Source organism: Paenibacillus sp. Y951, assembly GCF_056786395.1.
Window position 1 is genome coordinate 121,126 of the sequence record NZ_JBXCIY010000006.1, and the last position, 21,240, is coordinate 142,365.

Genomic DNA, 21,240 nt, shown 5'->3' on the forward strand with positions numbered 1-21,240 from the left:
TTAGCCTATTCATCATTATCAAAGCCCGATTTTTTAACTTCTACCTTATACCATTTCAACGTAAATACTGTTCCTCCTTGACGACCATTACACACTTCGATGATCCCATTTTGAGCTTGCAAAATGCTATAAGATAGTGCTAACCCGATGCCAATACTAGATTCTCCAGAATGCTTTCCTTTATAAAAACGTTTGAAAAGATGAGGTAGATCTTCCTTCGCAACCCCGACACCGCTATCTGCTATACTCACTTCTGTATACAGACTTGTATCGTTAATCGTTATATCAATGCGACCATGTGGTGGCGTATGCTCTACAGCATTTTTCAGTACATTAATGAGTGCCTCAGTTGTCCATTTGCGGTCCACATGAAAGATAGCCTCGAGATCACCTTGTAACTCTACTTGAAGTTCCTTCACCTCGAGCGGAATCGCAATAGGTTGCATCGCCTGCTCGATCAATGAGCTTACCTTTACCTGCTCTCTGCTGAATGATATCGTCCCAGCATCAAGCTTAGATAGCTTCAGCAATGAAGTAATAAGCCAATCCATCCGTTCAAGCTGAAGTTGCAAACTCCTTAGAAACTCTTCGTGCTTTTCCCAAGGCAAAGTAGGCTGTTCCAGTAGATCAAGCATTACCTGCATCGAAGTTAGCGGTGTTTTCAACTGATGGGATATATCAGCAATCGCATCCGCCATTCTCATCTTATCCCGCTTAAGATATTCACTATTTTGCGAGAGTCGCTCTGTAACTTTGAATATTTCATTACGTAAAATACTTAGTTCACCTTCGCGATTATCTCGAACATCAAGTCCATAGTTGCCATTACTAATATTACGTAAGTAGCAAGACAGCTTTTCAATTTCTTGGTATCTCCAACGTGTATAAACAACAAAAATAACTCCAACAATAATGACCGTCAGCGCCACCATTATGAAAGCTGCCCATGAAATTACGTAGGCAATAGCTAACAATATACAAGTTGCTACAAAGGACGCTATAATAAACAACGAAAATTCCTTATTTCTAAACATAAACTCTCCTAAAACTTTTGATGTTCGATGATTTTACAAAGATCAAAAGTTACTTCATAAGCATATTCTATAACTTTTCATTTACGATGCATTTATACCCAAGCCCTCGAACAGTCATAATAAGCTGAGGATCTGCCGCATCCTCCTCTAACTTCTCTCGCAAACGTTTAATATATACGGTTAATGTATTATCATTCACAAAGTCGCCCGCTACATCCCATATTTTTTCAAGTAGCTGCGTCCGTGACAATATTTGATTCGGGTGATTAGCAAAGATTAGCAGTAAGCGATATTCAAGTGCCGTAAGAATAAGCTCTTGATCTTTTTTATATACTTTTGCTTCTGCTGTATTGATCGTAATATGCTGTAGCGTAATAATATTGCGAGCTGGCGCCTGTACTTGATATCTGCGCATAACAGATTTCATCCGAGATATTAGTTCACGCACGCGAAAGGGCTTCGTAATATAATCATCTGCTCCCATATCTAAGCCCATCACAATATTGACCTCTTCATCTATCGCAGATAGGAAAATAACAGGCGCATCATGTAAATTTTTCACTAGCTTGCATAATTCATAGCCTGACCCATCAGGTAGATTAAGATCGAAAATATATAGCTCTAGTTGCTGATACTGCTCCTCTATAGCTTGCTTAGCAGATGCAACATCATGGCATAGCACCACTTCATACTGCTCCTGCTCTAAAGAATACTGTAAGCCCGCTGCGATTGTTCGATCATCTTCTACAATCATTAATTTCATCTAAATTCGTTGCTCCTTTGTAAGCTGCCTAATGGCAATACTAAGCAATAAGACAGTTATTCCACCTAGTATCGCCCATGGCTGCCAACTCGTTGACCCGCTTGTCTGGTCTAACATAATCGACTCTAATCCTTGCATCATCCAATATTGTGGAATGAAGTTTGCAATGTACTGCATGAATTGAGGTACAATTTCAACTGGCCAATAGACCCCGCCGAGCATACATGTACTCACTATAATAATAGAGTTCAAAGCATCTGCTTGCTTTTTCGAATGTACGACGGTCGCCATCATCATACTATATGCCACAATCATTAATATCATTAAAGAAACAAATGGCAGTAGCAATAGTAGATTCCCCCAACTCGTGCCAAATACTGTCCACATGAAAATCATAATAATTGCAAATTGTAGCCATCCCGTTAGCCAAAATGATGTGATATAGCCTCCAACAATACTTCGACGAGTAGCTGCTGTTGTCGTCAATCTGTGCCATGTATAGTCACGACGTTCATTATGAATAATTGCTGCTGAGCCAGATAATGCAAACATCATAAACATAATCGAGAAGCCGATCGCAAGTGTCGCATTCATCGATAAGGAATCTTCCGCTGCTACTTCGCTAGCGACATCTTCTCCATCACTTCCACTACTACTATTTTGCGCGGCAACATATTGTCCAAAGCTGACTTCATTGAGCTGTACGATATGCTGACTATTCATCGTCTTAATCACATCAATTAACGCTGTTTCATCAATAGGCTGCAGTTGCTCATATAAATTGTACACATTATTCGATGTACTACTTACAGCATTTGCTAGCGCAATATATTGCTCGGCCTTCTTATTAACAATAATATCAAAAGGAGATTTCCCATCATGTAATCGATCAATCAAATCATTGGGAACAATAACTGCGGCAATGGCCTGCTGGTCCGCAACAAGCTCCCTAGCTTCCTCGTCCTCGGCTACTATCCAATCATATTGCGGATTGCGAGTCAATAGGTTTGCTGTCTCCTGTCCAAGTTCATGCTGAGCGACAACTATAGCTACTTTCGGAGCGGCTGTACTACCTTCACCAAAATTCAAATTTCCATAAATGAGACTGAAAGCAAGTGGCATTATAAATAATAAGACAATGTTCGCTGGAGACTTTAACATATAACGGATACGAAATATAACAATATGTAGCCATGTATTCATGTTATGCGATGCCTCCTTTACGCGATAGACGCACCCATGCTAATGCTAGTAAGAGTACCCCTACACTAGAAGCAATAAACGCTTCATTCATAATGGCTCTGACGCCCTCACCTGTCATAATGTTCATAAACATTTGCAGCGCAAGTGCATTAGGAAGCACTTTAGAAATAACGATCATCCAGTCAGGGAACATAAAGATAGGTACAAAACTACCACCAAGTGCAGATAAAATTTGTGTGCCAATCATCCCAATAGAACTAAATGACTCTTCATTTTTCATTAATGAGCCTACAAATACGCCTAGACCCGCAGTACTTAATGTGAAGCTTAACATCGTTAATAAAATAGCAGCCATCGAATCTCCCCAATTGACCCCATATAGCAATGATGTACCACCCACAATTAGGCTAAGTTGAACAAAGCTCACGATTAATAAACCAACGAATTTACCAATAATATACTGTCCCACCAGCAACTTCGTCGTCAATTGACGGGCATATACCGTATCACCCTTCTCCTCAATCATTGTTCCTACAAGTGTTACAACGGTCATCGTAAGAAACATGACCCCCATCGCTACCGCGTAATATTGGAAGGAGCCGATCGTCTTCTCTGTACCAGAAACGGTTACCTCATGGATTGGCTCAGCTAATGTTAACAATTCCGCGTTCGCATCATACATTTCATTGTTGATCACTTCACCACTTTGAGCTAGCTTCGTGTAATGATTGGTTAATATAGCTATTGTTTCAGTAATTCCAGCGTTCACTTGTTGATATTGAATTAATGCACTCTCTATAATAGACGTTTGAATACTGCTATCCCCTGCAGAGATCAGTTCAACTTGCGGTGAATTATTGTTCGTCAGTTGATCACCAAATCCTTGGGGTATAAGTAGGACAACACTAATTCGCTCACTATCCATTGCATGCTCGATCTGAGAACGTGAAAATTCTTCTATTGTCATAAAATTATTTAACTGATCATGTAATACATCTTTTACGAATCGATTACTATGCTCAGATCCATCCTCATTAACTACTCCTATATGAAACATTGCTACCGTTTCATCTTCATTGCTTCCGAACATATTACTAAAAGCAGAACCTAAAATTGCGATTAATATTAATGGCATAAGTAATAACGTAATAAGTGCCTTCTTATTGCGCATAAGCAAAAGTAAATCCTTCTGCACGATCCAAATACTTAGCAATTTGACTCCTCCTAAAACTTTTCATTATTTGCTTGATACAACTTCTTGCGAATGAAAAGTAACTACGAAAGCATAAACTAAAACTTTTCAGCTATGAAAAGTTACTTCGAAAACTGACACCTAATCGCGCAAGCTGCGTCCTGTTAGATGTAGAAATACATTTTCTAGATTTGGTTGAACTAGATCTATAGCTGTCACTGACAAACCTTGCTCTGCAAGAAACGGCAATACTGTAACGATAATTCGCTGAGCATCCGCACTCATCGCAGTTAACTTCTGCTCTTGAATGGAGAAACTTTCATCTGGACAAATCTGTTTCAACGATTGAATGATCTCATCGGTATGTTGAATCGGCTCTTGTAATGTTATCGTGAGCGATGTTTTATTCCCTACCACCTGCTGTAATTGTTCGATCGTGCCTTCAGCAATTAACTGTCCTTGATCCATAATACCAATGCGATGACATAGAAACTCTACTTCTTCCATGTAATGACTAGTGTAAATAATCGTCATCCCTTGCTCATTCAATACTTTAACAGTTTCTAATATATGATTGCGAGATTGAGGATCGATCCCGACAGTAGGCTCATCCATAATAAGCAGCTTGGGATTATGTAATATTGCAGCACCAATGTTAACTCTACGCTTCATACCACCAGAAAATGTACCTACTTTATCATTCGCACGATCAGTCAATCCAATAATAGCTAATACTTCTTGGACGCGCTGCTTCAAAAATTCGCCCTTCAACCCATACATTCTTCCCCAAAACATTAAGTTTTCCTTCGCTGTCATGGGCATATATAAGGCAATTTCTTGCGGAACTACACCAAGTAACTGTTGCGCTTTCTTCGGTGAATCAATCATATTAATACCATCAACTATAATACTGCCTTGAATAGGCTTCAATAACCCGCTAATCATACTAATTGTCGTAGATTTTCCCGCACCATTAGGCCCTAGTAATCCGTAGGATTCGCCCTTTTCAATATGTAATGATAGATCTTTCACAACCTCATGTTGTCCATAACTTTTATGGAGTTGGTCAATATGTAGCAACCCGATCACCTCTTCCAAATAATACCTAATCTTATCATTAACTAGGTTAATATTCCATATAAAAAATTTGTCTATTTCATTTAGTTTTGATTGACCCTCACGTTACGGTATGCTTTATAGTGAACTTATCGAAGGAGCTGAAGATCATGAATGTTAAAGATGTTTCTCAATTAGTCGGTGTTAGCATACGCACTTTACATCATTATGACGAAATTGGTTTGTTGAAGCCTGATCAACTTACAGCAGCCGGTTATCGTCAGTACTCACCTCATAATTTACAGACGCTTCAGCATATATTGTTTTTCAAAGAGTTAGGGTTCAGCTTAAAACATATTAAAGAGATGATTCAGAGATCTACCTTCGATACCTTTGATGCTTTGGAGCTACAACGTAAAAGCCTAATCGCCAAGCGTAGTCAATATGACAAAATGATTGCGACGATTGAGCACACCATTGCACATTTGAAAGGAGAGAAAACAATGTCAGCAAAAGAACAATTTGAAGGATTACAATGGGATCATAACCCTTACGAGCAGGAAGTAAGAGAAAGATGGGGCAATGAAGCTGTTGATCATAGCCAAAAGAAAATGAATGCATTCAGTACCGAGCAACAAACGGCTATCAGTGAGCAATGGGAACAACTATATCTACAGCTTGCAAGTAGAATCGGTACAGCTGTAGATAGTCCAGAGACGGAACAACTTACAGCGGAATGGTTCCACATGCTGAACAATAACTTTGGAACTTATAACTATGATGCCTTTATTGGATTAGGTCAAATGTATGTACTAGATGAACGCTTTAGCAACAACATCGATCGCTATGGAGCAGGATTAGCGCAATATATGTGTGATGCGATGGAGCACTGGGGTAAGAAGATGAAATTAGAGCAGCTCTAATTCTTATTCCGTGCCACTTAGTTGTAGCATGAGTATTCTTTACAACACTGTGACAACAAATAAGCCTTCAGCGATATGTACAAACGTACAACGCCGAAGGCTTATTACTGGTCTTATCAATATTGTTCTATTGGGGATAAGTCTGCTGTTTGAACTACCGCTTTAGCGGTCCCAAACAAAGCCTACCTCTTTCAGAAATGCTTTCGCTAATAGTAAATGACCACCTGCACCTGGATGGACGCGATCCCAAGCTAGCGTCGCTGGATATATATGCGCTAGCGCTTTATTGAACGCCGCCTGCGTATCTACTACGGGAAGTGATAGCTCAGCACCGAGCGCCTTCACGACAGCACCATATTGATCCATCGTTGCACGCATCGCATCGTGCTCATTCGGCTCGATATAAAATGGTGTCATAAGTACGATGTTCGGCACGATTGACTGCGCTTCGCTAATCAGCTCACGTAATGTTGCCTCGTACTCATCAATGTAGACATGATAATCTGTAATATAAGGTGTGTCATATTGTCTCCATACATCGTTAATTCCAATCATAATCGACAGCCAATCTGGCCGTTGTTCAATAACATCCTCCTGCCAGCGTGCCTTCAGATCACGAACTGTATGTCCACTAGTCCCTTTGTTCACAACTCTTATAGCTAGCTCTGGATATGTAGCCTGTAGCAGTCCATCGACAAATGATACATACCCTCGACCTAGCGCATGAAACAAGCCTTCACCTTCAGGCTTTGAACGATCACAATCTGTAATGGAATCACCAATAAATAATAGTTTCTGTCCACTTGCTAATTTCATAGCTTAATTCCTCCATATCAATGATGGTATTTATATATAATCTTACTACGAATTCACTAGAGTTGTTAACAAAATAATTAAACGCTTTCATTATCCACAGCAGTATAACTGCTTTTCTAGGTTATGCACATGTGGATAATGTATTTATAGCTTATTAACAGGTTAATATGTGTGCAAGCTGTGGGGTACGGGGATAACAAAAGCCTGCTTTGTGCATATGTGATCTTCATCCACATATGTACAGCAGGCTTTTTATCATACCACGATTATTTCCCGCTTTCCAGCGGAAATTAAGCATTTCCAGGAGGCTTCTTGAATATCTCGATATGCCCAGAATTCTGAAGGAACATCTGTCCATATAGGTAAAGCTTCCTCATTGAACGGTCCACGTCCTAATAAGCGATTGACGATTGTTACAGCCTCGGCTCTTGTCAACGATTAGTTAGGACGGAATGTTTGATCCAGATAACCGTTCATTACTTTCATGCTCGTGACTGTATGAATGTACTGTTCAGCCCGTGTAATCGGTCGATTCGGATGAAACATCCCATCGTTGTACCCGCTAATATACGCATTATGATGCTCTAGCACGTCGGTTGACCATTCTGATCATATTGAATCTTACCAAATTGTAATAACGCCCTTCCAAAACTATGTTCGACAAACACAGCGAGCGTATTAATAAATTTATCCCGTACATTCGGATCAGATGGAGCGTCTGTCAGATCTTCGATTACTATAAAAATAGCAACCTCATTATAACGACTTTTTTTCCATAAACACCGTCATTTCATTCCGACTCACAACCTTAAACCCAAGCCTGTAGTATAGACGGATCGCCTGATTGTCATAACGTACACTCAAACGAATGGGAATATGGAATAATTCTGCTTCTTGACATACCTGCTCCAATATAGCTGTACCTATCCGTCGCCCTCGATAATTAGGCAATATTGCAATATCAACGATTGTTAACCCATCCTCGGTGAGCGCAGTCAGAAGCCTGCCAACTCTCTCATTCTCGTAAATAATCACCTTCCTCTCCAAGCTCGAATATTGTAATAAATAAGAACGACACTGAACGTCATACTGCATTCGCAAAAATGCAGCTTGTTCTTGACTTCCCCATCCCCATGCTTTCATTTCTTCCTCTCGAGTCGAGGCATAAACCTCATACATAAAAGGTTCATCCACTTCCATCGAATCGTATAGTATAAATTGAGTCATACGTTTTCCTCTCTAATGTTTTTTCCAGTTAATGATATTTAAAACATTTCGACATTAAGCACCTTTTTCCTTCATCTTTTATAACATAACTTATATAAATAATATAAAAAATGGTTATTAAAAGGAGTTTCAAGGGAGATAAGATATCCTAAGCAATAACGCTTCATTTATAACTTCCCTAAAAAATTAAGCGCTTTCAATAATTTAGTAATATAACTGATTAATTATGTTGTGCACATGTGGATAAGATTTTCACTGCTTATTAAGAGGTGATTATGTGAGTAAGCTGTGGGTTACGGGGATAACAAAAGCCCGCTTTGTGCATATGTGATATTCATCCACATATGTACAGCAGGCTTTTTATCATACCACGATTATTTCCAGCTTTCCAGCGGAAATCATGCATTGCGCATGTTGATCGTTCAGAATTAACTGATCGCCACCAACTTTATAAGTACCGCTACGTTTTCCTTCTGGATCGAAGAAACCACCAGGGCTCAAAAATGTCCAGTTAATGCTTGAAGCTTTCAAGTCTTCTAAGTTGCGTCCTTGATTTGTCTCACCTCAATGTAATTATTATAGTTACATCATTACATCAGTAGCTATTGATATAGACTGCCATTACTTAATTTTTGTAATCCTGCCATATCGATAATAACAATACCATTATAATTCTTTTGAATTAACCCTTGCTCAACGAACTTCTTAATGACTCGATTCAAATGCCGATAGCTAGTCCCTAATAATTCCGAAATTTCAGTTAGCTTTGTCGTCTCTAGTTCACCACGTTTGAATTTCAGATGTTCTGTATTTTGCGCAATAGAGATCAAATAACTTGCAAAGCGATTTTCAACAGAAGTAAGTACATTCACACTTGCCGATAAAGAAATGCTATTTAATTTATGAGCAACATGATCTAGTAAATATCTTAGAAATTGGGCATGCTTCATCTCATACTCTTGTAATGCTCGAAATGGAATTGCAATAACTGTCGATGTATTGATCGCTTCTGCAATCACCGTTGCTTGTTCACCATTAATAAGCTCCATATCGCCAATTAATGAGATCGGCTGGCAAAAGCGCAGTAGCAATGTGCGACCATTAGGTAACGCTGTAGATATTTTCAATTTACCTTCCACTTGAATATATAAATGCTGAAGCTGCTCACCGTTTTCGACTAGCAGCTCACCAGGTTGAAATTGCCGCAAGCTCATCTGTGTAAAAGTTGTTTCATGAAATAGCTGTATCATATTATTTTCAGCTAACCATTGCCTTATCAGTAGCCGTTCCTCATCATAAGCCATATTTCGTTCCTCCTTTAAAATTTGCAATCTGCTTAACTGCAAATAGCTTATTGCATAATCGACAACTTAAAGGACATATGTCCTTTTGTCTATTAATATTATTCCCTATAATATACAAGGAACATGAGAACAACCTTAATTATAACAGCATGAGGAAAAGGAATGAGTAGTTAGATGAATATTAGAGTTATCGCATTAACGATTGCAGCTTTTGTTGTCGGATTAGTTGAGCTTATTATCGGAGGTATTCTTCCACAGATCGCTACAGATCTAGATGTTAGTATTTCCTCCGCTGGCTTACTTATTACAATATTTTCACTTGTATTTGCTATTGCAGGTCCGTTACTATTGAGCGCTACGTCCAAGATCGAGCGCAAAAAACTTTTATTAGTTTCCTTAGTTATTTTCTTTGTGGGTACGATCATTGCCTTTCTAGCGCCTAATTACTTCGTGCTACTTATCGCACGAATTATAAATGCCGCATCTGGCTCGTTAGTTATTGTACTCGCCTTAACTTTGTCGATTAAAGTTGTACCTAAGCACTATCAAGCTAGAGCGATTGGGTTTGTATCGATGGGAATTAGTTCATCGATCGTGATCGGTATTCCTGTTGGAGTATTAATTAGTGATTTCTGGAGCTGGCGTATCATCTTTCTTATCGCTTCTATTCTAACCGTCATTGCTTTCTTCATTATTGTCTTATTTATCGATAAAGTACCTGGTGGTAAAGTTATTACGATCCGTGAACAATTTCATGCCATTAAACAAATCAAAATCGCTTCAGCACATTTGATGATGATGTTCGCAATTGGTGCACACTATTTGTTCTATGCTTACTTAACTCCTTACGTTCAGCAATATTATGGATTAAATGCAAGTCAAGTCAGTATGATCTACTTCGCATTTGGATTCTCTGCTATTGCTGGAGGATTTTTGGGTGGTGCACTATCTGATAAGATCAATCCGCGGCGGGCTGTCGTGACGATTGTTACGATATTCCTAATAACGCTACTATTCATCTCATTGACACGTGATAGCTTTTATCTCTTTATTCCATTACTTATTGTATGGGGAATTATGTCGTGGGCAGTATCACCACCACAACAAGCCTACCTTATTCAAACTAGTCCGCAAACTGGAGATATTCAACAAAGCATTCACAACTCCGCACTGCAATTCGGAATTGCTGGAGGCTCAGCGCTAGGTGGTTTTCTAATTGATCGAACAGGTGATGTAACGGCGAACAGTTGGGCTGCTTGTATCGTAATGGCAATTGCACTGGGATTAGCTATTTTCTCAACAACAAGACCAGTTACAGCAACCAGCAAAGCATAGACAACAGCGTCACCATTCCCTTACAATATAATAACTTAGTACTATTTGAACTACCTCTATAAAGGAATGCGAACAAGCTATGATGAATGAAACTATATTACCTACGCCTTCCCAGCAACAGTTATTTTGGCAAGGCGTTAAAGATTGCGTACCTACTTTACTTGGTTACATCGGAATTGGCGCAGCTTTCGGTATTGTCGGTTCGGCATCGAATCTTTCGTTGCTGGAAATCGCCTTACTTTCCGTGTTCGTATATGCGGGTTCAGCACAATTTATTATTTGCGCGTTGTTAGTTACAGGAACACCGATATCCGTTATTATTTTCACAACTTTTATTGTCAACTTGCGACATTTCTTAATGGGACTAACGATTGCACCAGCCTTCAAAACGGATTCTACCTTGCGCAATATTGGAATCGCTACGTTGTTAACAGATGAAACATTCGGTGTTGCTTCAACAAAATTAATGGGACAGCAACAGCTACAAGCAAGCTGGATGAACGGACTTAATCTAACTGCTTATTTATGTTGGATCATCTCTAGCGTGGTCGGAGCAAGCTTAGGACGGTGGATCGCCGATCCAGAAATGCTAGGGATAGATTTTGCATTAACGGCAATGTTCGTAGCATTACTTATATTACAGCTGCAGCAGCTTGCACCCGCTAAGCTGAAACCTATGCTACTTATTGTAGGCTATACGATTTTATTTATGTTTGTATTGATGCTCTTCTTGCCATCACATCTTGCCGTTATTTTTGCTACGATATTAGCAGCAACAATTGGAGTGTGGAGCGAGCGATGAGTACAACGACAGCATTTATAGCGATTATTATCGGTTGTGGACTAGTAACTTGGATACCACGGATCATACCGTTTATTTTGGTTAAAAAGATTGAGTTGCCTGAAGTGTTCATGCGATGGTTAAGTTATATTCCGATATGTATATTAACTGCATTAATTGTAGAGCATATATGGATTATAGATGGGAAGGGGTTCGCGGCGATTTCAGTTGATCTCCCCTTCATATATGCTTTAATTCCAACAATAATTGCAGCAATATGGAGTAGAAGCCTGTCGTTAACTGTACTGGTCGGTGTTATTGCGATGGCCTTGATACGTTACTTTACTTAGATGTTTCGCAGCAATAACAACAATTCTCTTCATCAGTAAGGTTTAGTTTATATGTATAACAAAAGGAGCTGCACTAGGTCATTTTACTAATGACTTGGGGCAGCTCCTCTTATTTCATATAACGACTTATACATTTTGTTTGCGTTCAGCGAGCATTTCATAGATCGCATGGGCAACGCCTGACTCTGTATTATGCTTGGTTGTGTATGTTACTTGATTACGAATATGTTCCACAGCATTAGCCATAGCTACGCCTCGTCCTACAGATGTGAGCATCGTAAGATCATTATAGCTATCTCCCATTGCCATAATCTCAGATGCATCAATGCCTTTACTTTGCGCATACTCAAGTAAAGCGTAGCCCTTATGACCATTCAAATTGTTCACTTCCAAATTCTCATGACCGGAGCTTGTAATCGCTAGTCCATCTAATTGACGTAATCTTACATTGGCTTGGGCAAGTCGATCCTCATCTGTCGTTAAGGAAAATATTTTCAAAATAACAATATCATCGTCAGCTAGTATCGGTTCGAATGAATCTACAAATTGACAGTTTTCACTGCGAACCCGTTCTTTGAACATCTTATCCACAATCAGTTCACGCTCTGCTTCAGATAGATCAGGTAATTCACGTAACGCAATATGACGAGATATGGCTCTACAACGCTCTTCACTAAGACTGAATGCACCTTGATTAGTCATAAGCTCAAAATACATATCTTCTTCCAATAATATATTATGGACAATACGTACTTGTTCCTTAGTTAATGGCTGACTAGCTACTAGTTTACCTTCTATATCATGAGTTTCTGCTCCATTTAAGCTAATAACTGGACAAGTAATTCCCGCTTCTTCGAGAATAGGTATTACATTAGTGTAAGGTCTCCCTGTCGCTATAATGAATTCAATACCTTCTTGCTGCGCCTCTAAAATAGCTTGTTTATTGTCCTCGCTGATGCGCCACTGCTGATTCAACAATGTACCATCCATGTCCGATGCTATTAATCTCATAATGCTCCCCCATTCATTGTTGTCATTAATCTAACTCATTGCTTACTTATAGGCCATTATATACGATATTAGCAAGAGATTGGTCATCTCTATGTAAATTAGTATCAGTGAACTACTTCATCACCGTCTTCGTGCAACAAAAAAACCGTTCTATGCAGCTGAATCACAGTGCACAAAACGGTTGATATCTTTCCAAGTTCGCTTCAGATGCGATGTCGAATATACTACAAAGTCAATCATCGTTATCAAAGTCCAATTTTTCAACTTCCACTTTCCATTCAAGGTTGAAAAATTGGGCTTTCAGAATCGAGCAGGTGAAGCGTTACTTGAGAAAGGCGGAAGCGCAAGTGTACATGATTACGTACACGCGAACCGTACTTTCCAAGTTCGCTTCACCTGCGATGTCGAATATACTACAAAGTCAATCATCGTTATCAAAGTCCAATTTTTCAACTTCCACACTTATTGAGCGTAGTCACCAGTATAATTCACTAACGAAGCATCCGATACCCCTTCAAGCTCCGCAATCGTTTGGAGGAATGAAGTGTTATCATCTTTTAACTTTATTTCATAGGTGACTTCCGTGTATCCTTTTCGTACTGTTTTTGATTTCAGTTTACCACTTAATTTTCTCATTTCTGTACGTAATTCGGAAGTTGCTGTGTCAGAATGACGGATAATCAACAGGTATGCTTCCTCGCGAATTTTCTTTTTACTTAACCAATAAATAACAAGACCAATAATTAATGATCCGCCAATCGCTAGCGGATAAATTTTGGCACCTACAGCAATTCCGACAGAGATGGACCAGAACATGTAGACGATATCAAGTGGATCCTTCACCGCAGTACGGAAACGTACAATACTTAGTGCGCCAACCATACCTAATGATAATACGATATTCGTGCTAATCGTCATAATAATGAGTGCAGTAATCATTGTCATAAGTACGAACGATACATTGTAATTGTAGCTATACACGACACCACGAAAAGATTTGCGATATATGGAATAAATGAACATTCCTAATAGAAATGAAAGTAATAATCCTAATATCATATCGAAATAGGATACTGAACGGAAGTTCTCTAGTGTAATTACACTTTGTTTAATAATATCATTGAAATTCATTTTTTTCCTCCGACTCTCATGCGTAATGGAATATACTTATTGCGTATAGTGCTGCAATATTTTTTCTCTACAAAGAACATATTTTGAAATACTAGAACGAACATGACTTGCTGGAGCAATGATTTGTTTCACACGCTCAGGAAGTATTTCATCAAATTTAACCTCCATTATCGTAGATGAAGTAGTAACTACTTCGTCTAAAGCTAACTGCGGATCAAATAAGTCAATCGTGTTCACACCTGCAGCTAATCTTTTATCAAAAGTAATTCTTACATTGCCATATTCATAAATATAAGCTTCCCGCCAATAATCTACGATCGACATTGGTTTATAACCATACGTGTTTATTGCAACATAAAAGTCCATCATAAGTGGTTCATTGGATTGCTTAAGAAACTCATATTCTCCATTCATAATCTGATCATATTCTGCTCTACTAATTTGTTTGGATTCTTTGCAAACATATTCCCCTAATTTCGTTTTTCGCTCTAAAGCGATAAATTGATCCGAATCGTTATAAATACGTATCCGAAACTTTTCCCGCTTAAATATCCCATCATTTTTGCGTTCTAATGACGTATTTTTCGGGTCATCAAAATATAAGCTTCGAATATTATAACCATCATGATCAATAGAGTGTGAATCTAGTGAAAGCGTCGTTGCTAGCTTACTTCTTAGCGAGATATAATCATGCAAATGTAAATAATATTTCTGCTCTGTGCGTAACCTTTTCCCTCTAAATAACAACTAATTCACCTCAAATGCTCTTATACCGTAGAAGAGCTCTTCCTGAGAGTCAATATAGATTTCAAATGAATCTTGTTTGTTGCCATGTTCATCTTCAACGATAACACTCCAGAAATAAGTACCTTTCGCTAAGCCATTCCATTCGTATTGAATTTCTTTAATCCCCGTCTTCTCATGCACTATATTTTCCATATATTTATCTGTCGCTATTGTAAGTGTGTAAAGTAATTTATCATCCTGTAGATCAAATGATACACCCCAATCGAAGTGTAATGTTTGTCCATCCTGAATAACATCATTCATATAAAACGGCTTGGGCTTCTCTAAATCATCTAAGAACCTTTCCATTCCTCTTTCAGGAGTAGCAAGAATGGTAGCTAGTTCATTTTCAAAATTAGAATTTTGCTCCGGCAGGAATTTCATATCAGGCATACGATATAAGAACGGCTCTACAACATCTCGATATTTATCAAGCTGAGTCTGAATCGTATCTTTATTAATATATTGTGATAATTCATCCATTTTATTTTTCAATAAATCAATATTAGCTTCATCTCTGAAGTAGCGATTATGAAGAATTACACCCCAATAATTACTAAGTCCTGATTGGTATGGTCTAATGAAATTAAGATTACGCTGTAACTCCCAGCCTCCATCATAGTCCCACGGTAAGAAGTACCATTTATCAATGTTTAATGGAGAATACAAGAAGAAGTTATTAGCATCCGTATCCATATTGTCCATCATAATATTCATAGCGGTCCAAGTTAGGAAATTATCCAAATCAAAATATTTATCTATCGTTTCCTCAATTGGAATACTATAATTATTTACTGCTTCCAACATTTCAATTAATCTAGAATGGTCTTCTCTACCTTTAATCTCAAAGATCTCTTCAAATTTAGCTACACTGTAGTTTGCATCCGATACTTCTTTAATTTGTTCAGCATAACGATTGAACTCGAAGAACTTAACTTTATATAAGTTACCGTTAGGGTCCAATAGATGAGACTTCAAAAATTGCTTGTTAGGCTGTTCAACATTTGTATACAAACCGTAATCTTCATACGTTGCATTTGTTTGTCCATTGGACAAGTCTTTAACATACACTTGTACGAATTGCGTTCTTAAACTCGTCATATTCGGTATTTTTTCCATCAAGTCAAAAGCTAGCTTATTCCGCAATCTGGATAAATCATCGATATGTTTATTAAGATTAAGTCGCTCTTGGTCCATATACTGACCGGCTTCAGCAAATAATTCAACTTTATATGATTTTTGAACCCGATCCCATGCAGAGTTCCCTCTTACACCAATCGATGCGTTTGCTACAGAAGCACTGTAGCCAAACATACCTGCTTTTGGTCCTAGACCATCACTTAATCCCTCTTGAACAATAACATCTAGCTCTCTACCCGTTGTTTTATCTTGTTGACGATTAAGCGCATACCAATCAAATTCTCCATCACGCTCTCTGTAAGGCAATACCGTAATATATAACGTCTTAAGCGATCCATCGTCATCGCGTTCATAGATTCGTTTGTCTTCAACTAAAGTGGTATCGATGTCTTGAGGTATTGTTGCTAAGTTAGCTGTACTTTGTAGAGGTGTATCCAGCTCATCAACATTCAAAGAGCTACATCCCGTTAATACTACAATGAAAATCATAAGACTAGATAATAGAATCCCTGACTTATGCTTAATGGAACTACTTGATTTCGTTTCAACAGTATTTATAGGCTGCGAACAAAATGTAAAGTAATCAACATTTCGCAATACATGTAATAATCTGGAAATTACAATGATGATGGAAATAAAGGAAGCTATGAAGATCCCGAGGCCGTCATATCCTACACTCATCATGACATACGTACAAACGATATTTAGTGTAAAGAATATAAGTCCCGTCCAAAACACACCCTTTTGATCATCAAAGTACATGAGTACATGAATAAATACGAATAACATAATAAATAAGAAATATGCTAGTGCTAAAATAATAAATAGATCTAATTGCTCCATTGTAAATCCAATAGCCGGCAAAAACTTAATACCTAAACCAATGGATACTACAGTGAACAACAATTGAATTTCCATTAGAAAACTAATCTCTCTCGTTAATGTTTTTTGCATTTGTTTCTTTGCCACTGCAATATCTTGAATAGTACCACCAGATAGTACATTTAAATAGTAGACTTTAAACTTCTCATAGAAAGAAGTCTCAACCGATACGACAAAAGTTACTAGTGTTGGCATAACAGATAAAAATGCATAGAAGACCGGGACATCATAGAACATATATACTCTAAATTGTTCTCCGATTACTGCACCATGATCACTTAGCCAATATACAAAGTTATGCAAATATACTCCTGAATATACGAAACATCCTGCGAAAAATAGTGAGGGATGTTTTTTGAGATAAGTTAAAAATTCAAAGTATGATTTTATATCTGCTTTGGGGAACTTTTGTTGGAAGTGAAGGCCCGATAATATTGCAATGACTAAGAAACCTACATCTAACCCAATTAAAGCACCTACTACTGTAGATATATTAAAGAAGTACATGACTAACCATCCGACAATTAACGCAAGTACCGCACCAATAATAAATCCTCGTGCAATACGAATATAATCTTTTAATGCTGACAAATAGACACCTTGTATCCATATAATAACTAACAGCATAAAGAAGAAATAAGCAGCTACTTTATACGAAAACTCAGCACTTACACCACTTAAAAATGTAGCAGCTACTACGGAACATACTGGGATCATAATCATCAATGAACCATAATAGGATGACATTAATTTTGAATATTGGCGTTGATATAACATATCTGCAATATATCTAGTTAACACCATTGATATCCCTGAAGTAACTACAATGGAAAATATAAAGCAATAAGAAACAGTTGCAATATATAACTCCCATTCTAAATAACTACTCCCGTTATAGGACATCACCCTTTGTAGACCAATAATGAGTAACATACATAATATCATTGGGCCTACTGTAGTGAGTGAGGAATATGCGTACGCCTTAACATTGTTTATTAACCCTTCTTTATGAAAGAGTTTGCGGAGCTCGAACCCGATCCCTGCCATTCAAATCCCCCCCCAAATCGAAGTATAATCTACGATAATTTAAGATTACCTCTTCTTGTCTATAATGCAATTGAACACGTTTGAGTGCATTTTGTCCCATCTCAGTTCTTAATTTCACATTCATACACAATTTAATTGCTGCCTGAGCAAGTAATTCATAGTGCATAACTGGTGTAACAAAGCCCGCTGGACCAATTCCATCATCAAGCCCTTCTAGTAATTCTTTGCAACTACCAACATTAGTTGCTACATAAGGTTTTCCTGCAGCCATACCTTCCAATATAGCTAGTGGCTGTCCTTCACTAATACTAGTCAGCATAAGAACATCCATTTTTCCGATATATTCCTTAACGTTAACTGCCCCTGTAAATTTTATATCCTTAACTTTTAATGCTTTAACTAATTGTAGACATTCCCAGTAGTATTCTTCATCCTCTTCATAGGAACCCATAATGAAAAATACCGCATTAGGTACTTCTTCTTTAATTAATGCAAAACTTTGTATCATCGTCTTAATATCTTTAATTGGTACAACGCGTATAATGGCTCCAATGTATACTTGATTGCTCGGCTTAGTCTGATTTAGTCCCACATAATTTTTAACATCTACACCATTAGGGATAATTTCTATCTTATTTTCATCGCAGCCAAGTTCAATCTCGATCTCTTTATTGCGTCCAAATAAAGTAGTTACCCAATTTGCATTCTCATAGGCACATGTAGAAAGACGATAGAAATATTGAATCCACATATCTTTGAAATACCCTTTAACCCAGTCCGCTTTAATAATTTCCTCTTCACGCTCACGGGAATAGATTCCATGTTCGGTTAAGAGGAATGGCTTATTATTAATATGTTTGGCAACTGCTCCGACAATTCCAGCATACCCTGTTGATACACTATGATATAAATCTGCTTCGGGTAGTTCATCTCGAATGGTCAAGAATAACGGTAAGATCATCGAACGAACAGTCCAAAACATCTCTGTAAACGGTACTAATGGATATCTTTCATGACACAATTTTTCTAATATATCGAAAAAGTCTTTACTTGCCAAAAAATCTGATACTTGATTGAATTGCCGATTTCTTAATAAGGTAAATAAATTATCCCACTCAATATCACCATGATCACCGAGTAGTTTCATGAAGTTTTGTCTTTGCTGATCCGTTAATTTGAATCTTTTTCCCCAATCTCCCTTTTCCGTTAAGTAAGTATCGAGAAATGTTTCTTTTATCTCTACAACGTTGTCTGGGAGTTTGTATTTGAATATCCCTTTTTGACTCGTTTGAGCGGCAATCGAATAAATAACAAATTCGTGTTCTGACATCTGCGTTATGATTTCATGAATCCAGCTTGATACTCCGCCCGTTACATAAGGATATGAACCTTCTGCAATTATACAAATCCTCATAAATACACCTACTTCAATTCAATTGTGAAATGCTCTGAATCAGCCGTAACTAGATACGTATTTTCGTCAATTTTATTGACTTCACATGCTACAAGTTTTCCAATCTTTTTTTCCGTTCTTAGAATGAAATATTGGGTAACCGCTTGATTTGTAATGCTAACTTCAACTTGATTTTCAGAAGTGTTTCTAGTAATTTGACTACTTAATACATATCCCATACTTAATGCCGCTTCACTGGAGGTTTGAGCACGTACCCATGGATACGTTACTTCCATTCTGTGTAACATCGATTCGAAGCCTTCATATAGTTGACTCCAATTTTTATCACCGCTACGATGGGTATCAAAAATATCATCCGGATGAATGAAGTGAGAAATGATTCCTAAAGATGTCATTACATTTGCTTCAAGCCATTTTGTATCTGCCGCATCAGCATAACCAGATGTAACCCGAGGCATTTCTATTATCCCATCACTAGCAATTTCATATTCTTGCACATAAGCATAATCTAATGGGTCTTCTTCATATAGACTGGAAATCACTCGGAAGTCTGGCCACTTTTCAACTAATGCCTTCCTACCTTCTTCACTAATGATATTAGAAGGTGGTACATAACTAACCGGTGAGTAGTTTGGAAATGCTTGCGCCATATACTCCACTATTTCTTCAACGGAAGCTTCAACATCATCAATCGATTCCCATTTTTCATACTCATAAAAATCAGCTATATCTTTACGAAATTGTAATGGTTGATGATTATAACCATGTATCCCAATTTCTCCACCACTCTTCAATACTTCCCTACCATAAACAATAAGATTAGTAAAATCATCTTTATGCATAGAGCCGAATGGATACGTAACGTCATCGTTGTAATCTTGAATGGCTACGGCAGTGTATTTGAGATCATACTTTCTCGCAGCTTTTATCATATCTGGCCACCAAATATCCTTAAAGAATGCAGCGATGTTTTTGCGATATTCAGCGTATAGTTGTGTGTTTATCTCTTGACTCATAGGTGCAGGATAATCATCGATATAAAATATTTTCGAATTAAACACAGGATAAATATAATTCGGGATCATTAAACTAATACAACCAACAACTAATCCACGATTAGCTTTCATACCCAAGTTATTTCCGTTATAGACCATGAACGATCCTTCACCATAGTCCACTTCCCATATTAAAGGCGTCTGATCTTTTCCTGTAGCTAATAAAGTACTAGCAGAATCCAATTCCAAAGATAAGGAATCATTGTAAAAATAGTCATCTTCAAATACTACATCCTTCTGTCCAATTAATAGATTGGACGTAAATCGAACATCAGTATTTCCAATAACGAACCAATAATTATTAATTCCAAGCTTACGATATATTTGTGTTAGTACATTACCAGGATGATCCATTCTTGCAAGGAAGAAATGTCCACCGTTATCAACATAATGTTCAATATCTTCAATGTAATCTTCCATTTTCTCCAATGAAGAGATCATTATAACTGCTGAACATGAAGACATTGTGATCGTTTCTTTGCTCACATCTTGAATCGTATATGGTTGTTTAATATAACGGTACACTTCTGCAAAGTTTTCTTCCATTTCATTACTCAATGAATCTTCTGAATCAGTAACCATGCAATGATTGTCTGATGATGCTGAAACCGTCTCAGTACTTTGAGCTTGGTTCATCATTTCAATCCATTCTGTTCTTTCAACAAATTTATTATTTGTTGTAAATTTCAGAATCAAACTTGATCGAGCAATCTGCGACACTATTGCAAATAATAGAATACAGATCAGAATAATGTAGACGTTACGCCGAAACTTAATAGACTTATCCATA

At 37.7% G+C, this 21,240-nt stretch carries 21 protein-coding genes and 1 pseudogene; 5 read left to right on the plus strand and 17 right to left on the minus strand.

Features of this window, described 5'->3' with window-relative positions; all coding sequences use genetic code 11:
- Positions 1-5: 5 nt before the first annotated feature.
- The 5 genes from AC1TPB_RS10730 to AC1TPB_RS10750 all read right to left on the minus strand — a co-directional run bounded on the left by AC1TPB_RS10730 (position 6) and on the right by AC1TPB_RS10750 (position 5,272).
- Positions 6-1,034 (minus strand): sensor histidine kinase, encoded by a 1,029-nt coding sequence (locus tag AC1TPB_RS10730; RefSeq protein WP_482076472.1) that lies wholly within the window; start codon positions 1,032-1,034, stop codon positions 6-8.
- A gap of 67 nt (positions 1,035-1,101) precedes the next feature.
- On the minus strand, positions 1,102-1,797 hold the full coding sequence (locus AC1TPB_RS10735; protein WP_482076473.1) for a response regulator transcription factor: 696 nt from the start codon (positions 1,795-1,797) through the stop codon (positions 1,102-1,104).
- Entirely contained in the window at positions 1,798-3,000 is a 1,203-nt protein-coding gene (locus tag AC1TPB_RS10740) for an ABC transporter permease (RefSeq protein ID WP_482076474.1), read from the minus strand. It abuts the gene before it with no gap.
- A 1-nt stretch (position 3,001) separates the two neighbouring features.
- Positions 3,002-4,213, minus strand: coding sequence for an ABC transporter permease (locus AC1TPB_RS10745; RefSeq protein WP_482076475.1), 1,212 nt, complete (start codon positions 4,211-4,213; stop codon positions 3,002-3,004).
- 120 nt (positions 4,214-4,333) lie between these two features.
- Entirely contained in the window at positions 4,334-5,272 is a 939-nt protein-coding gene (locus tag AC1TPB_RS10750; protein ID WP_482076476.1) for an ABC transporter ATP-binding protein, read from the minus strand.
- A 146-nt stretch (positions 5,273-5,418) separates the two neighbouring features.
- On the opposite strand from AC1TPB_RS10750, the gene AC1TPB_RS10755 reads away from it, so the two are divergent.
- The gene (locus AC1TPB_RS10755) at positions 5,419-6,171 is read left to right on the plus strand and encodes a MerR family transcriptional regulator (protein ID WP_482076477.1); all 753 of its coding nucleotides are present in this window, start codon (positions 5,419-5,421) and stop codon (positions 6,169-6,171) included.
- A 162-nt stretch (positions 6,172-6,333) separates the two neighbouring features.
- Here AC1TPB_RS10755 and AC1TPB_RS10760 read toward each other — a convergent pair whose 3' ends face one another.
- From AC1TPB_RS10760 to AC1TPB_RS10785, 6 genes and pseudogenes are all read right to left on the minus strand, one after another.
- Complete coding sequence (locus AC1TPB_RS10760; protein WP_482076478.1) at positions 6,334-6,987, minus strand: SGNH/GDSL hydrolase family protein; 654 nt, start codon at positions 6,985-6,987, stop codon at positions 6,334-6,336.
- 255 nt (positions 6,988-7,242) lie between these two features.
- The gene (locus AC1TPB_RS10765) at positions 7,243-7,422 is read right to left on the minus strand and encodes a hypothetical protein (protein ID WP_482076479.1); all 180 of its coding nucleotides are present in this window, start codon (positions 7,420-7,422) and stop codon (positions 7,243-7,245) included.
- A 3-nt stretch (positions 7,423-7,425) separates the two neighbouring features.
- Entirely contained in the window at positions 7,426-7,578 is a 153-nt protein-coding gene (locus AC1TPB_RS10770) for an S-layer homology domain-containing protein (RefSeq protein ID WP_482076480.1), read from the minus strand.
- A 165-nt stretch (positions 7,579-7,743) separates the two neighbouring features.
- On the minus strand, positions 7,744-8,214 hold the full coding sequence (locus AC1TPB_RS10775; protein ID WP_482076481.1) for a GNAT family N-acetyltransferase: 471 nt from the start codon (positions 8,212-8,214) through the stop codon (positions 7,744-7,746).
- 414 nt (positions 8,215-8,628) lie between these two features.
- Positions 8,629-8,772 (minus strand): annotated as a pseudogene (locus tag AC1TPB_RS10780) (NAD(P)-dependent oxidoreductase); the annotation flags it as partial.
- A gap of 44 nt (positions 8,773-8,816) precedes the next feature.
- Complete coding sequence (locus tag AC1TPB_RS10785; protein WP_482076482.1) at positions 8,817-9,518, minus strand: Crp/Fnr family transcriptional regulator; 702 nt, start codon at positions 9,516-9,518, stop codon at positions 8,817-8,819.
- A 174-nt stretch (positions 9,519-9,692) separates the two neighbouring features.
- Here AC1TPB_RS10785 and AC1TPB_RS10790 point away from each other — a divergent pair, with 174 nt between their 5' ends.
- From AC1TPB_RS10790 to AC1TPB_RS10800, 3 genes are all read left to right on the plus strand, one after another.
- Positions 9,693-10,853 (plus strand): MFS transporter, encoded by a 1,161-nt coding sequence (locus tag AC1TPB_RS10790; RefSeq protein WP_482076483.1) that lies wholly within the window; start codon positions 9,693-9,695, stop codon positions 10,851-10,853.
- A gap of 79 nt (positions 10,854-10,932) precedes the next feature.
- The gene (locus AC1TPB_RS10795) at positions 10,933-11,655 is read left to right on the plus strand and encodes an AzlC family ABC transporter permease (RefSeq protein ID WP_482076484.1); all 723 of its coding nucleotides are present in this window, start codon (positions 10,933-10,935) and stop codon (positions 11,653-11,655) included.
- On the plus strand, positions 11,652-11,984 hold the full coding sequence (locus AC1TPB_RS10800; protein ID WP_482063016.1) for an AzlD domain-containing protein: 333 nt from the start codon (positions 11,652-11,654) through the stop codon (positions 11,982-11,984). Before AC1TPB_RS10795 ends, AC1TPB_RS10800 begins: the two co-directional genes overlap by 4 nt.
- A 126-nt stretch (positions 11,985-12,110) precedes the next feature.
- Here the strand turns inward: AC1TPB_RS10800 and AC1TPB_RS10805 are convergent, their stop codons facing one another.
- Complete coding sequence (locus tag AC1TPB_RS10805; RefSeq protein ID WP_482076485.1) at positions 12,111-12,995, minus strand: HAD family hydrolase; 885 nt, start codon at positions 12,993-12,995, stop codon at positions 12,111-12,113.
- Between the two features lie 292 nt (positions 12,996-13,287).
- Here AC1TPB_RS10805 and AC1TPB_RS10810 point away from each other — a divergent pair, with 292 nt between their 5' ends.
- Complete coding sequence (locus AC1TPB_RS10810; protein WP_482076486.1) at positions 13,288-13,464, plus strand: hypothetical protein; 177 nt, start codon at positions 13,288-13,290, stop codon at positions 13,462-13,464.
- Here AC1TPB_RS10810 and AC1TPB_RS10815 read toward each other — a convergent pair.
- From AC1TPB_RS10815 to AC1TPB_RS10835, 5 genes are read right to left on the minus strand one after another with little or no spacing between them, the layout of a single operon-like run.
- Positions 13,458-14,126: a DUF4956 domain-containing protein gene (locus AC1TPB_RS10815; protein WP_482076487.1), complete on the minus strand. Its 669-nt coding sequence runs from the start codon at positions 14,124-14,126 to the stop codon at positions 13,458-13,460. The two genes, AC1TPB_RS10810 and AC1TPB_RS10815, sit on opposite strands and share 7 nt — an antisense overlap.
- 36 nt (positions 14,127-14,162) lie before the next feature.
- Positions 14,163-14,873 carry a polyphosphate polymerase domain-containing protein gene (locus tag AC1TPB_RS10820; protein WP_482076488.1) on the minus strand — a complete coding sequence of 237 codons (711 nt, stop codon included), beginning with the start codon at positions 14,871-14,873 and terminating at the stop codon, positions 14,163-14,165.
- Positions 14,874-17,981: an exopolysaccharide Pel transporter PelG gene (pelG, locus tag AC1TPB_RS10825; RefSeq protein WP_482076489.1), complete on the minus strand. Its 3,108-nt coding sequence runs from the start codon at positions 17,979-17,981 to the stop codon at positions 14,874-14,876.
- Entirely contained in the window at positions 17,941-19,395 is a 1,455-nt protein-coding gene (pelF, locus tag AC1TPB_RS10830; protein WP_482076490.1) for a GT4 family glycosyltransferase PelF, read from the minus strand. The genes pelG and pelF overlap by 41 nt, the downstream gene beginning before the upstream one ends.
- 8 nt (positions 19,396-19,403) lie before the next feature.
- Positions 19,404-21,239 (minus strand): DUF2194 domain-containing protein, encoded by a 1,836-nt coding sequence (locus AC1TPB_RS10835; protein WP_482076491.1) that lies wholly within the window; start codon positions 21,237-21,239, stop codon positions 19,404-19,406.
- Between the last annotated feature and the right edge of the window lies 1 nt (position 21,240).